We start from the raw sequence: 13,746 nt of genomic DNA, 5'->3' as shown, positions 1-13,746 counted from the left end.
AATTAGATCCGGGCGGTAATAATAAAAAAAGCCTGAGTTTGGGAAGGGAGGAGATATTTTTTGAACGTGACGCTGAATCTCTTAAGCCTGATACAGATAGTTTTCGCCATCGTTATCGGGCTTTATTTTTTAAACCTCCTGAAAAACCAGCAAGGGAGCAGGGTTGTGGTTGACCGTGAGTCAAGGAAGGAGATGGAAAAACTGCGGAAGATGAGGGAAATATCCCTCACCGAACCGCTGGCGGAGAAAACGAGACCCACTAAGTTCGAAGAGATAATAGGGCAGGACGACGGCCTGAAAGCCCTGAGAGCGGCCTTGTGCGGGCCCAATCCCCAGCACGTCATAATCTACGGTCCTCCGGGTATAGGAAAGACCGCCGCCGCCCGGCTGGTGCTGGAGGAAGCCAAAAAAACCCCTGGTTCCCCCTTCGGCCCCGATGCCAAATTCGTGGAGGTGGACGCCACTATAGCCAGGTTCGACGAGAGAGGGATAGCCGACCCCCTTATCGGCTCTGTGCACGACCCTATATACCAGGGAGCCGGCCCCTTGGGTATAGCGGGAATACCTCAGCCCAAACCGGGAGCCGTTACCAAGGCCCATGGAGGAGTGCTTTTTATCGACGAAATCGGAGAACTGCATCCGGTACAGATGAACAAGCTGTTGAAGGTGCTGGAAGACCGCAAGGTTTTCCTGGAGAGCGCCTATTACAGCAGCGAAGATCCCAACATCCCCCTTTACATTCACGAGATTTTTCAAAAGGGACTTCCCGCCGACTTTAGGCTGGTGGGGGCTACTACCAGGACGCCTCAGGAGATTCCGCCGGCGATCCGCTCCCGTTGCATGGAAATATTTTTTAAACCCCTGAGCCCCGAAGACATAGGTAAGATTGCCCGGAACGCGGCGGCCAAAATATCCTTCGAGATGGAGGAACGGGCCGTAGAAATAATCAAGAAATACGCCACCAACGGGCGCGAGGCGGTGAACATCCTGCAGATGGCCGCCGGACTGGCGATGATGGAAAAGCGCAAGAAAATAGAAGCGAAAGACGTGGAGTGGGTCATAAACAGCGGTCAGTACTCGCCGAGGCCGGAAAAAAAAGTTAGTCCCACTCCCCAGATGGGGTGTGCTAACGGCCTGGCGGTTTACGGCCCCAACATGGGCACCCTTGTTGAAATAGAGGCTACCGCCATACCGGTGGAGAGGGGTAAGGGGAAGCTCATTGTTACCGGTATCATGGAAGAAGAGGAAATGGGAGGGGAAATGCACAGGCTGAAGCGCAAGGCCACTGCCAGAGGCGCTGTGGATAACTGCCTCACGGTGCTGAAGAAATACCTGGGAGTCGATCCCGGAGATTACGATATACACCTGAATTTCCCCGGAGGTATCCCCATAGACGGTCCGTCGGCGGGTATTACCGTGGCCACAGCCATTTACTCTTCCATAACCAATATTCCTGTGAACAACCTGGTTGCCATGACCGGGGAGCTCTCCATCAGAGGGTATGTGAAGCCGGTGGGAGGCATAGTAGCAAAAATCGAGGCAGCCAGGAGGGCAGGAGCCACAACGGTGATAATACCCCGGGAAAACTGGCAGGATCTTTTCAAGACCATGGATGTGAAAATCCTGGCTGTAGACAGGATCGAAGAGGTAATAGAGCATGCCCTGGTATTTTCGGACGAAAAACCGGAGGCCGAGAGAAAAATGGCAATTTTTTCGGGCAGGAATTAAATAAATTTTGGCGAATTAACTTAATAAAGCCAATCTAGATTTATCCTTACCTGTGTGAAAATATCGGAGGGAATTTTGTGGAAAAAGGTAAACTTAAGCGAACCTTGCCACTGCTGCCCTTAAGGGGTCTTTTAGTTTTTCCCCACATGGTACTTCATTTCGATGTGGGTAGAGACAAGTCGATTGGCGCTCTTGAAGAAGCCATGGTCGGGGATGAAAAAATAGTCCTGGCAGCCCAGAAAGACGCCAGGGTTGATTTCCCTATGCCCGAAGACATATACGGCACCGGCACGGTAGCTAAAATAAAGCAGCTTTTAAAAATGCCCGGGGACACCATAAGGGTGCTGGTGGAAGGTTTGCACCGGGCTAAGATAAAGGAATACATCCAGTACGAGCCCTTTTTCAAGGTAAAAATTGAGGAGATCGTCGAGGACGACGTTGGAGCTGGTCCGGAAGAAGAAGCCCTCATGCGGGGTGTCATGAGCCTCTTTGAAAACTACGTCAATCTGAACCGCAAGATTACCCCTGACGCGCTGGTCTCCATCGGAAATTTGCGCCAGCCCGGGCGGTTTGCCGATGCTATAGCGTCGTATCTTAACCTGAAGATTGAAGACAAACAGCTGATCCTCGAGACCCTAGACATAAAGGACCGACTATCTTTTTTGTTTGAAATTCTCACGCGGGAGATCGAAATTTTGGAGCTGGAAAAGCGGATAAACAATAGGGTCAAAAAGCAGCTGGAAAAATCTCAGAAAGAATACTACTTGAGGGAGCAGATCAAGGCCATCCAGCAGGAGTTGGGCGAGCAGGACGAGAGGGTTGCTGAAGCCAATGAGTATCGTAACAAGATCAAAGCCCTCAATTTGCCCCAAGACCTCGAGGAAAAAATGATGAAAGAAGTCGACAGGCTGGAGAGAACTCCCCCGGCATCGGCGGAGATGGCCGTTATAAGGAATTACCTTGACTGGATAGTGGCTCTTCCGTGGAATACGGCCACCGAGGATATATTGGATATTAAATCGGCGCAAGAGATTTTAGACGAGGGCCATTACGGGCTTGAAAAGGTCAAGGAGAGGATACTGGAGTTTCTTGCCGTGAGGAAACTTGCCGGGACCACAAAGGCCCCCATATTATGCCTGGCCGGCCCTCCGGGAGTGGGTAAGACGTCCCTGGCGAGGTCCATAGCGAAGGCCATGGGCCGGAAGTTCGTCAGGGTATCTCTGGGTGGTGTCAGGGATGAAGCAGAAATCCGCGGCCACAGGAGGACGTATGTGGGAGCTCTGCCTGGAAGGATCATCCAGGGAATGAAACATGCAGGGACAAAAAACCCCGTGTTCCTGCTGGACGAGGTCGACAAGATGAGCGTCGATTTCCGCGGAGACCCAGCGGCGGCCCTGCTGGAAGTGCTGGACCCCGAGCAGAACCACAGTTTTTCCGATCACTATATAGAACTGCCCTTTGACCTTTCAAAGGTACTGTTCATCACAACGGCCAACGCTCTTTACAACATTCCCAGGCCGCTTTTGGACCGTATGGAAGTGATTTCGATACCGGGGTATACCGAGTACGAGAAGCTGCAGATAGCAAAGCTTCATTTAATACCCCGGCAGATAAGCGAACACGGGCTGAAACCGGAAAACCTGGTGATTCTCGACGAAGCGATAATCAAGATAATCCGCAACTTTACCCGTGAAGCCGGGGTAAGAAATCTAGAGCGCGAAATAGCAAGTATCTGCCGCAAAGTTGCCAAGTCCGTCGTCGAAGGCGAAAAGACCACGGTGGAAGTGGACGGCGCGATGGTTGAAAAGTTCCTGGGGGCGCCGAGGTTCCATTACGGTGTCATCGAGGAGACCGACCAGGTCGGGGTTGCTACTGGTCTTGCCTGGACGGAGATGGGCGGCGATATACTGAACATCGAAGCCACGGTTATGAAGGGGAAGGGAAAGCTGATCCTTACCGGCAAGCTGGGGGACGTGATGCAGGAGTCGGCCCACGCCGGTTATACCTACGTCAGGTCGAAGGCCGAAGAACTGGGTATTGAAGAGGATTTTCACGAAAAGTACGACGTACACATTCACGTTCCGGAAGGGGCAATACCCAAGGACGGGCCTTCGGCGGGGATCACCATGGCATGCGCCCTTATTTCCGCCCTTTCCGGGCGACCGGTAGATAGAACCGTGGCTATGACCGGAGAAATAACCCTGCGGGGTAGGGTCCTGCCGGTGGGAGGCATTAAGGAAAAGGTGCTGGCAGCCCACAGAGCGGGCATAAAGACCATTCTACTTCCCGAAGAAAATATCAAGGATTTGGAAGAAGTGCCTCAAAATGTAAAGGAAGAACTTTGCTTCATCTTCGTCAGAACTATGGACGAGGTCATCGGAAAGGCTATAAAGCCATTGCCGGAAAAGGGCATTCCGCAGGTTCAGGAACACGTTGACGATATGAATAACCTTTTCACCGCCCAGTGAAAGAAAAAAGCCATGTTATCACACGGCTTTAGATGGCCCGGGACTTAAAGTTTTCAAGCACCATTCTTGCATATTCCCTGGCCGTAAAAAAGGAGTGGTCCCTTTTTCGTTTATTGCTCAACGGGTCTCATTCATAGTATAATTAAATATGGAAGCTGTAAGTTTGACAGAAAATGAAGTATGAAAGGGGTTTGCCCATGATGACCATATTTGACCCCTCGGTGCAGCATAGGATAATGGTATGCGTAACCCCGCAGAAAAGCTGCGAGAGGTTGATCCAGAGGGGTGCGGCCAGGGCCAGCGAGTTGGGAGGCGAATTCTGCGTAGTATACGTAAACAAATCCCAGGATCTGGGCCGAGATTTAAAGGAACACAAAATTTTGCTGGAACTCTTCGAGATGGCCAAAGGCCTCGGCGGTACGGTTTCGATTCTGGCCGGCAATAAGGTGTACCACACCCTTGCCGAGTACGCCAGAAACAACCGGATCACCCACATCATCGTCGGTAAATCCCTGCGTTCCGCTTTCGACGCCCAAAAAAACGGGGAAGTCATCAATCCGCTGATAAGAGCCGTTGAAAAAAACGGCATACTGGTTGAAGTGGTCGAATAGGGGGTCATTTTTTTGAGGCATATTCTCAAAAGAACGCTTGATTTTTTGCATCAAAAAGACCAGAAAATCTTTATGTACCTGAACCAGAAGATCAAGTGCCGGCCTCTGGACGCGATTATGCCGCGCCTGACGCACCTTGGAGGGGCCACCTTTACCATATTTCTCTGCGCGTTCCTCTACCTGTTCGGCAAAGAGGAGGCCAGGCTGGCCGCCAGCGAAGCTTTTCTTGCCCTGACCGGCAGTCAGGGCATTGTTCAAATTTTTAAAAAGAGCATTTACAGAAAGAGGCCGTATATGGTACTGCCCAACGTAAATACGTTTTGGAAACGGTTGCTAAAGGATTACTCCTTTCCTTCGGGTCACACCGTAGCGGGGTTTTCCCTGGCGGTGGTGTTTTCGCTGTACTTCCCGTCCTACCGGTACGCCATATATTCGCTGGCCACACTGGTGGGCTTTTCCCGGATATACACGGGGATGCACTATCCTTCCGACGTGCTGAGCGGTGCCTTTCTGGGAACGACCTTTGCGCTCCTGACTCACTCGATCAGAAATTTCATCGGCAGCTGAATAAGCTGTTTTTTTGTTTTTTTAAGAGGATTTTCCTTTCAAAAGTGGAATAATTAATAAAAAAACGATAGCGGGAGGGGTTTTTGATGGACGTTGAAAAGGCTGTAAAATTAAATGATGAACCCCTGATAAAATCGGTGTGTGAAATACTTAAGATAAGAAGTGTGGAAGAAGATCCAGCGCCGGGGAAACCCTTCGGAGAAGGTGTAGCCCAGGCCCTGGAGTACGCCTTGGACCTGGCCCGGAGTTTCGGGCTAAGGACCAGGAACCTGGATAATTACATAGGCTGGGCCGAGTGGGGCGAAGGCGACGAAATGGTGGGCATACTAGTTCACCTGGACGTGGTGCCGGAAGGAGGAGGCTGGACTTATCCACCGTACGGCGGGGAAATCCACGACGGAAAGATTTACGGCCGGGGCGCCGTTGACAACAAGGGGCCTGCGATGGCGGCGCTGTATGCCCTTAAGACTTTAAAAGATGCGGGAGTCAAATTTAAGAGGAGAGTCCGGGTGATATTCGGGACCAACGAAGAAAGCGGGATGCAATGCATAAAGTATTACCTGGAGCACGACGAGGCCCCGACGATGGGTTTTTCGCCCGACGCCGAATACCCGATAATAAACGGAGAAAAGGGCATTTTAACTTTCTCTCTGAAAAGCGATTTTGAGAACTGTTGCGGAATAAAGCAAGCCGGCGTAAGGCTGATCTCACTTAAAGGCGGCCATAGGCCGAATATGGTACCGGATTACGCCGAAGCGGTTTTGATGGGAGACGCCGGCTACCTGGAGGAGAAGTTCAGGGCTTTCAGGGAAAAAACCGGTTACGACATGGAATTTTCCGCCAACGGGGAAACGGTGACGGTTAAATCCCACGGCGTTTCCGCCCATGGCAGCCTGCCCCATAGGGGGAAGAATGCTGTCATGCAACTTGTGGCTTTTCTTTCAGAACTGGACCTGGACAATTCCCGCCAGCAGCATTTTATTCGTTTCTTAAACGATAAAATAGGGCTGGATACCACCGGTAAGGGGTTGGGCGTTGATGTGGCGGACGATGTGTCGGGCCCGCTGACGTTTAACGTGGGCATTATCCGCCTGGACGAAAGGGCCGGGGAGGTTGTCATAAACATCAGGTATCCGATAAAATATAAAGGAGAAGAGCTCCTGAACAGGATAAAGGAGAATCTCGCCCAAGGAGTGCGTTTGGAAGACGTATCTGACAGCCCGCCGCATTACGTGCCTGAAGACAGCGTTATCGTCCGGACCCTGAAGGCGGCTTACGAAAAGGTCACCGGTGAAAAGGCTTACTGTTTTTCCATCGGTGGAGGAACGTATGCACGCATGGTGAAAAACGCGGTGGCCTTCGGACCCGGCTTTCCCGGCAAACCCGAGCTGGCCCATGAAAAGGACGAATATATAGAAATCGAAGACCTCTTGAAAAACCTGAGGATATATACTAACGTGCTGCTGGAACTGGTGACCTGATATTTTTGATTGGAGTGATTGAATTGGAACTCCATAAACTGGCAGATCCGGCTATTGACAGGCTTTTTGACGCAATACTGCTTTTAAAAACCAAGGATGAATGCTACCGCTTTTTTGAGGATATCTGTACCATCGCAGAGATAAAGGCCATGGCCCAGCGACTACAGGTGGCTGAGATGCTGCAGGCCGGATACACTTACGGCGATATAGCCGAAAAGACTGGAGCGAGCACGGCTACCATCAGCCGAGTCAAACGGTTTTTAAACTACGGCGCCGATGGTTACAAGATAATCCTGGAGCGACTGAAGGAGTTCGACAAGAAAAACGAGTAGCGTGGATTCCACGCTACTTTTCTATGGGAGGATGTAAATGAACTACCTATCCGAACTAAACGAAGAGCAAAGAAAAGCGGTCACACACCCGGGAGGGCCTCTTCTGATCCTGGCGGGAGCGGGAAGCGGCAAGACCAGGGTGCTAACTTACAGGATCGCATACCTCATAGAGAAAAGGGGTGTCGACCCCGGGAGCATAATGGCCATCACCTTTACCAATAAAGCGGCGCAGGAGATGAAGGAAAGGATCGAAAAACTCCTGCCCTGGGCCCGTGGGATGCTGGTCAGCACCTTTCACTCGGCCTGCGTGCGCATCTTGAGATCCGACATAGACAAGCTGGGTTACAGCAAAAACTTCATAATCTTCGATACCCAGGACCAGCAGGTGCTGGCAAGGGATTGTATCAAGGCCCTGGGGCTTGACGACAAAAAATACGCCCCCCAGGCCGTGCTCAATTACATCGGCAGGGCCAAGGACCGGCTTCAAACCCCGGAGGAATGCCATGATAGAGCGAAGGATATCCGGGAAAAGACCATGGCCAGGGTGTACGAGCTTTACCAGAAGAAGTTGATGGAGAGCAACGCCCTGGATTTCGACGACCTGATAATGAAGACCGTAGAGCTTTTCCGGGAAAACCCCGAAGTTCTATCCTATTACCAGAACAGGTTCAGGCATATTCTGGTGGACGAATACCAGGACACCAACAGGGCCCAGTACGTCCTGGTCAAATTGCTGGCTGAAAGGCACAGGAATCTGTGCGTCGTAGGCGACGACGACCAGAGCATATACGGCTTTAGAGGGGCCGATATAAGAAACATACTGGATTTCGAAGAGGATTTTCCCGATGCTACGGTCATCCGCCTGGAACAGAACTACCGGTCTACCCAAAACATTCTCGACGCCGCCAACAGCGTCATAAGTTACAATTTCGACAGGAAACAAAAAAGTCTGTGGACCGAGAACGGCAGGGGCGATAAGATATATCTTGCTACCTTTGGGAACGAGCACGAAGAGGCTTTTTTCATTGCCCGGGAAATAGAAAAACTTGTAAATATGAAAAATTTCAGGTTCAGAGACTTTGCGGTGCTTTACAGGACCAACGCCCAGTCCCGCGTTCTGGAAGAGATGATGGTGAAGATGGGCCTGCCGTATAAAATTGTGGGTGGCCTCAGGTTCTACCAGCGCAGGGAAATCAAGGACATCCTGGCATACCTTCGCGTTGTGGCCAATCCATCGGATAACGTGAGTCTCCTCAGGATCATAAACGTGCCGCGGCGGGGTATAGGCGAGGCTACGGTAGAGACCCTTAAACTGCTGGCGGAGGAAAAAGAAAGGTCCGTTTATCACATCATGAAGGAAGAAATCGGGGAATTATCCTCGAGGGTCAGGAGCAAACTCCGCGAGTTTGTAGATATGATAGACGATTTTATAAAGAAGGCCGGGGAGCTTTCGGTACCCGACCTCATCGCTTATATCCTGGATAGAAGCGGTTATTTGAAGGAACTGGAAGCCGAAAACACGCCAGATGCCCAGAGCCGGATCGAAAACCTGAAGGAAATGATAGGCGTCGCCATAGAGTTTGAAAAGAAGTTCCCGGGAGCGGGCCTCCAGGACTTCCTGGCCGAAATCGCCCTGGTCTCCGACGTGGACGAGCTGGATGAGGACAGGGATGCAGTGGTTCTGATGACGCTGCACAGCGCAAAGGGCTTGGAATTTCCGGTGGTTTTTTTGAGCGGGATGGACGAAGGGATATTCCCGCATTCAAGGGCGATGTTCGACGAGGAAGAACTCGAGGAGGAACGGCGGCTGTGCTACGTAGGGATAACGAGGGCGAAGAAGAGACTTTACCTCACCAGAGCCTGGAGCCGCAACCTCTACGGCAACACCTCTTATTATTCCGCCTCCAGGTTTATCGACGAAATCCCCGCAAGGCTGATAAAAGAGATCAGGCCCGGAGATGATACATTGGAGGAAGAAGAAAAGCCTCGCGAGGATAAAAAAGCGGAGCAGGCTGTACCCGTAAAACCCCGGACTTCAAAAGGACCTTTGAAAACCGGGATAAAGCGTCCGGAGCCGGCGAAATTGAATCCCGGCGACAGAGTGAAGCATTCCAAGTGGGGCGAAGGCGTGGTCACCGCCGTATACGGAGCCGGCGAAAACACAGAGATTGCGGTGAACTTCGCCTCGGAAGGAACAAAACGCCTGATGTTAAAGTACGCTCCTTTGGTTAAGATATGAGAAATAAAATAAATCCTTGTTGAGAGGATGGAGTGTATGGACAGGTCTGAAGCCGAAGCCAGGTTAAAGGAATTGAGGGAACTTATAAACTACCACAACAGGCAGTACTACGTCTACGATAACCCCGTAATATCCGATGCTGAATACGACAAACTGATGAGAGAACTGGAAAAACTTGAAAAGCAGTTTCCCGAACTCATCACTCCCGATTCACCCACCCAGCGAGTGGGAGGAGAACCGCTACCTTATTTCAGCCAGGTGGTCCACCGGGTGCCGATGATGAGCCTCGCCAACGCTTTCGATACCGGTGAACTTAAGGATTTCCACAGAAGGGTCACCGATGCGGTGGGAAACGACGTCCAGTACGTCGTGGAGCCGAAAATCGACGGCCTTGCGGTGTCCATAACTTACGAGGACGGCCTTTTCAGGACGGCTGCTACAAGGGGCGACGGGGAAGTAGGGGAAGACGTCACCCAGAACGTAAAGACCATAAAGAGCGTGCCGCTGCGCCTGGACTTTTCTTCCGATAAAACGCCGGCTGTTCTGGAGGTTAGGGGCGAGGTCTACCTGCCGAAGGAGGACTTCCGGAGGCTTAACGAAGAGAGGGAAGAGCAGGGGCTTCCGCTTTTTGCAAACCCGCGAAACGCTGCGGCGGGGTCCCTGAGGCAGCTCGACCCGAAAGTTACGGCAAAAAGGCCCCTGGCCGTTTACGTCTACGGACTGGGGTATGCGGAGGGTATCGAGTTTGAGACCCATTACGAAATCCTTCAGTTTTTCAAAAGAATAGGTCTCCGGGTCAATCCTCACGTGGTGCTTTTTGACAGGTTTGAGGACGTGATGGACTACTGCATCAGTTGGAACGAAAAGCGCCACGATCTGCCTTACGAGATAGACGGCATGGTGATAAAAGTAAATTCCCTGGAACAGCAGAGAATCCTGGGTGCCACCGCCAAAAGCCCCCGGTGGGCGATAGCCTACAAGTTCCCGGCCGAACAGAAGACGACGGTGATTAAAGACATAATCGTAAGGGTGGGCAGGACGGGCGTCCTTACTCCTACGGCGATTTTGGAACCCGTGAGGGTGGCGGGCTCCACTGTCAGCAAAGCCACCCTTCACAACGAGGACTATATTAAGGAAAAGGATATCAAAATAGGCGATACGGTCATAATCCATAAAGCCGGCGACGTGATCCCCGAAGTAGTTGAAGTCGTAAAGGAAAAACGCACGGGAAAAGAGCGGGATTTCGAAATGCCCCACCGCTGCCCCGAGTGCGGTTCCGAGGCGGTGAGGCTTCCGGGAGAAGCGGCGTACCGGTGCACCAACAGCACCGGATGCCCGGCTCAGATAAGGAGGAGTATCGAACACTTCGCCTCGCGGGACGCCATGGACATAAGGGGACTGGGCCCGGCTATAGTTTCCTTACTTATATCGCAGGGGCTTATTAAGGACGCCGCCGACCTTTACTACCTGAAGCGCGACGATCTTGTTCCGCTGGAGCGCATGGGAGAAAAGTCCGCCGCCAACCTGCTCGCGGCTATCGAGGAGAGCAAAAAAAGGCCCCTGGACCGGCTGATATACGCTCTTGGTATCCCCTTCGTGGGTTCTAGGACGGCGTCGCTTCTAGCCGAAGCCTTCGGTTCCATAGACGACCTGCAGAAGGCCGAGTACGAGGACCTGATAAAGGTCCCTGAAATCGGCGATAAGATAGCCCAGAGCATTCTGGCGTTTTTCAGGCAGGAACAAACGCACGATCTCATTTCACGGCTGAGGGCCGCCGGTGTAAATATGGAGGCTCAAAAGAAGGCCAAAGGGCCGAGGCCCCTGGACGGGCTTACCTTCGTGCTTACCGGGACCCTGGAGAAGTACACGCGGCAGCAGGCCACTGAACTCATCGAAAAGCTCGGCGGCAGGGTCACCGGCAGCGTGAGCAAAAAGACCGACTACGTGATAGTGGGTAAGGACCCGGGTTCCAAATACGAAAACGCCCTGAAGTTGGGTATAAAAATCCTGAATGAGGGTGAGTTCGAGGAACTGATAGAAAAATGGAAAGCGTGACGGTTGCGGGGTGAGGAATGTGTACGCCGAAGGAGAGTTTTTGGATTTTTTGATAAAAGCGAAAAGGGCTACTTATGCGTCTCAGGGTGACGATGCATCCGTAACGCCTTTGTTGGAAGGTTCGCGGCAGTTGGAGTTTCGGGAAGGGCATTTTTTGTACCGCGATATATATTTCGGTATGAGATTCTTTGCAGGCCAAGAAGTCGTTTATTATAAAGGGAATCCGATTTGGTCTATGTGCTATTCGGGCGGAGTCGAAAAAGATTCCGACATTGAATTTGCAAGAAAAGTTTACGATTTTTTAAGAAAGGCGATGAGAAATGTCGGTGCGGAAAACCCCTTTCGCGGACCTAAAGAATATATTGAAGGAGATTACGTCTACAGAGATAGCAATGAAGGGGGATTGGACAGGTTCAAAGGCAAAGAGACGATATCCTTTGCTGGTAAAGTCGTATACAGTCTTAACTATTGCGGTGGATTTGTTAGGTAAATGCGCGGATGAAAGGAGAGTACTATTAACACGGCTTATATGTGCTCTCCTTTTTTTTAGCAGGAGTTATCTCGTGAAAGTAGAATTATTTATTTTAATTCAGTGAAAAGCAAAAATTGGAGGCTGCATGAAGGGTAATGAAGAGTTCCCCGCCGGATGCTGTGAGAATTTACTATCTTCTCAATCTGTTATTTTATATTCACCTTGGATTTATAGGGGCCATTTACGTCTTATTTTTCTACAATTTCGGCATAAGTAAATTGATAACAAATTTTTTAAGTTCCCTTTTTATGGTTAGCGTATTTGTTATGGAAATTCCGACGGGAGCCTATGCCGATGCTTTCGGCTATAGGAAAACTTTAATCTTGGCGGGGCTGTTTTTAAGCATAGCCATGTTGCTGTTTTCCGTCGGGGATAATATATTGATATTCGGTATCGCGCAAATACTATGGGGAGTAAGCTTTGCCTTTGAATCGGGCGCTTTAGATGCCTGGATGGTCAATAATTCTTGTTTAACCGGACCGGATTTAGATAAGATTTTTATTAAAGCAGGTAAGATAAATAACATATCCATGATAATATCGGGTTTGTTAGGGGGATATTTAGCTAATATAAATATCGCATTACCGTGGAAACTTTCATTAATTTCAGCCTCAATATATATAATTTTGGTGGCTTTATACGTAAATAAACCGGTTCGCAGCGTTGAGCCAGATAAAAATATAAATAAATTGGATTTTAAAAATGGTATTTACAAAATTTTATCAGTCATCGTCACCAGTAAGAATTATATTTTAAAAATCCCTCTATTGAAGTATATAATTGCGTTTAATATGATTTTGAGCTTTTGCTTTTCGCCCGTCTTTGTATACTGGTCGCCCTATCTAAAAAGTTTGTCTAACGAAGGTTTTTGGCTATTGGGCTGGATTTGGGTATTTATTAAAATATCAAATTTAGCAGGAAACTTAATAATAGAGTATATACCAAAATCAGGTAATTACAGATTGAATATCCTGTTTGTGGCAACAGTATGTATTTCCATTGTACTATCAATAGCTTCTTTATCCAAAAATTTTATTACTGCTCTTATAATGTTCTTGTTGTTTGAAATTTTGCTCGGGATTATACAACCGTTGCAAAAAGGTTATATTAACGAATTTATAACGGATGCTGAAAGAGCAACGCTTTTGTCGCTAGATTCGATGCTTTCCAGAGCGGCTAACTTTTTATCATTGATTATAATGGGACTTATAGGTGATCTAACTTCAATGCAAACCACCTGGCTGATATCCGCCGGGATCTTGATCGTAAATTTAATCATAATTAAAAAGTTAAATTATTATCAAAAAGATGTTATTGAGCATTCTGTTCCTCAGACCTGAGCCTTATGAAAAAACAAAAACCTGTATCGCTGGATACAGGCTCAGCTTGTAGACAAAGCCGCTTTTAGGTTATGCATCCTAAAAGCGGCTTTTTGTTGAAGGCGAAGAAAATTTTTAAGAAAAACGAATGTAAAGCGGGGACTGTTGGCGGAAACGTTCCCCGTCTTTTCTTCCATAAAGCCAGCTTTTTTAAATTCATGCATGCGAAAAGAAGCGTGAGGTAATGTCCGACTTTCCTCAAGCCTCGTAGATTTGTATAGCGCATGCCATGCTTTTCCTTCGCATCGGCAAATACCCGCTCGATGGTCTGGCCGCGCATTTTGTATAGTTCTTTACCCCATTGGGTGTGTCTTATATCTTCCGCTTTTTCCACGTAATGCTCCCATATATGCC

General features: G+C 49.6%; 11 protein-coding genes. 10 read left to right on the top strand and 1 reads right to left on the bottom strand.

Annotated elements, in window-relative coordinates; translation table 11 throughout:
- The first annotated feature begins 60 nt into the window (after nucleotides 1–60).
- The 10 genes from lonB to LZ11_RS09270 all read left to right on the top strand — a co-directional run bounded on the left by lonB (nucleotide 61) and on the right by LZ11_RS09270 (nucleotide 13,353).
- Complete coding sequence (gene lonB / locus LZ11_RS09315) at nucleotides 61–1,728, top strand: ATP-dependent protease LonB (RefSeq protein WP_148867619.1); 1,668 nt, start codon at nucleotides 61–63, stop codon at nucleotides 1,726–1,728.
- 77 nt (nucleotides 1,729–1,805) lie between these two features.
- Nucleotides 1,806–4,196 carry an endopeptidase La gene (gene lon, locus LZ11_RS09310; protein ID WP_148867618.1) on the top strand — a complete coding sequence of 797 codons (2,391 nt, stop codon included), beginning with the start codon at nucleotides 1,806–1,808 and terminating at the stop codon, nucleotides 4,194–4,196.
- Nucleotides 4,197–4,393: 197 nt separating this feature from the next.
- Nucleotides 4,394–4,807, top strand: coding sequence for an adenine nucleotide alpha hydrolase family protein (locus tag LZ11_RS09305; protein WP_148867617.1), 414 nt, complete (start codon nucleotides 4,394–4,396; stop codon nucleotides 4,805–4,807).
- 72 nt (nucleotides 4,808–4,879) lie between these two features.
- Nucleotides 4,880–5,374 carry a phosphatase PAP2 family protein gene (locus LZ11_RS09300; RefSeq protein ID WP_148867638.1) on the top strand — a complete coding sequence of 165 codons (495 nt, stop codon included), beginning with the start codon at nucleotides 4,880–4,882 and terminating at the stop codon, nucleotides 5,372–5,374.
- An 86-nt stretch (nucleotides 5,375–5,460) separates the two neighbouring features.
- Nucleotides 5,461–6,855 (top strand): dipeptidase PepV, encoded by a 1,395-nt coding sequence (pepV, locus tag LZ11_RS09295; protein WP_148867616.1) that lies wholly within the window; start codon nucleotides 5,461–5,463, stop codon nucleotides 6,853–6,855.
- A 23-nt stretch (nucleotides 6,856–6,878) separates the two neighbouring features.
- Complete coding sequence (locus LZ11_RS09290; RefSeq protein ID WP_148867615.1) at nucleotides 6,879–7,187, top strand: YerC/YecD family TrpR-related protein; 309 nt, start codon at nucleotides 6,879–6,881, stop codon at nucleotides 7,185–7,187.
- Nucleotides 7,188–7,224: 37 nt separating this feature from the next.
- Nucleotides 7,225–9,426 carry a DNA helicase PcrA gene (gene pcrA, locus LZ11_RS09285; RefSeq protein ID WP_148867614.1) on the top strand — a complete coding sequence of 734 codons (2,202 nt, stop codon included), beginning with the start codon at nucleotides 7,225–7,227 and terminating at the stop codon, nucleotides 9,424–9,426.
- A 36-nt stretch (nucleotides 9,427–9,462) separates the two neighbouring features.
- Complete coding sequence (ligA, locus tag LZ11_RS09280; protein WP_148867613.1) at nucleotides 9,463–11,481, top strand: NAD-dependent DNA ligase LigA; 2,019 nt, start codon at nucleotides 9,463–9,465, stop codon at nucleotides 11,479–11,481.
- Nucleotides 11,482–11,530: 49 nt separating this feature from the next.
- Nucleotides 11,531–11,971 (top strand): DUF5680 domain-containing protein, encoded by a 441-nt coding sequence (locus LZ11_RS09275; protein ID WP_246110783.1) that lies wholly within the window; start codon nucleotides 11,531–11,533, stop codon nucleotides 11,969–11,971.
- Between the two features lie 137 nt (nucleotides 11,972–12,108).
- On the top strand, nucleotides 12,109–13,353 hold the full coding sequence (locus LZ11_RS09270; RefSeq protein ID WP_148867612.1) for an MFS transporter: 1,245 nt from the start codon (nucleotides 12,109–12,111) through the stop codon (nucleotides 13,351–13,353).
- A 64-nt stretch (nucleotides 13,354–13,417) separates the two neighbouring features.
- Here LZ11_RS09270 and LZ11_RS09265 read toward each other — a convergent pair.
- Nucleotides 13,418–13,746 (bottom strand): transposase (locus tag LZ11_RS09265; RefSeq protein ID WP_222927236.1); only part of this gene is annotated, 329 nt, incomplete at its 5' end.

The organism is Thermosediminibacter litoriperuensis (assembly GCF_008124715.1).
In the GTDB taxonomy this organism is placed as follows: domain Bacteria; phylum Bacillota; class Thermosediminibacteria; order Thermosediminibacterales; family Thermosediminibacteraceae; genus Thermosediminibacter; species Thermosediminibacter litoriperuensis.
The sequence above is the reverse complement of the archived record's forward strand: the minus strand, read 5'-3'. Positions and strand labels throughout refer to the sequence as shown.

Bases quoted from the DNA above. Each gene is read 5' to 3' on its own strand.
- pcrA (WP_148867614.1), top strand. From the start codon at position 7,225: ATGAACTACCTATCCGAACTAAACGAAGAGCAAAGAAAAGCGGTCACA.
- ligA (WP_148867613.1), top strand. From the start codon at position 9,463: ATGGACAGGTCTGAAGCCGAAGCCAGGTTAAAGGAATTGAGGGAACTT.
- LZ11_RS09270 (WP_148867612.1), top strand. From the start codon at position 12,109: ATGAAGAGTTCCCCGCCGGATGCTGTGAGAATTTACTATCTTCTCAAT.
- LZ11_RS09300 (WP_148867638.1), top strand. From the start codon at position 4,880: ATGTACCTGAACCAGAAGATCAAGTGCCGGCCTCTGGACGCGATTATG.
- LZ11_RS09305 (WP_148867617.1), top strand. From the start codon at position 4,394: ATGATGACCATATTTGACCCCTCGGTGCAGCATAGGATAATGGTATGC.
- pepV (WP_148867616.1), top strand. From the start codon at position 5,461: ATGGACGTTGAAAAGGCTGTAAAATTAAATGATGAACCCCTGATAAAA.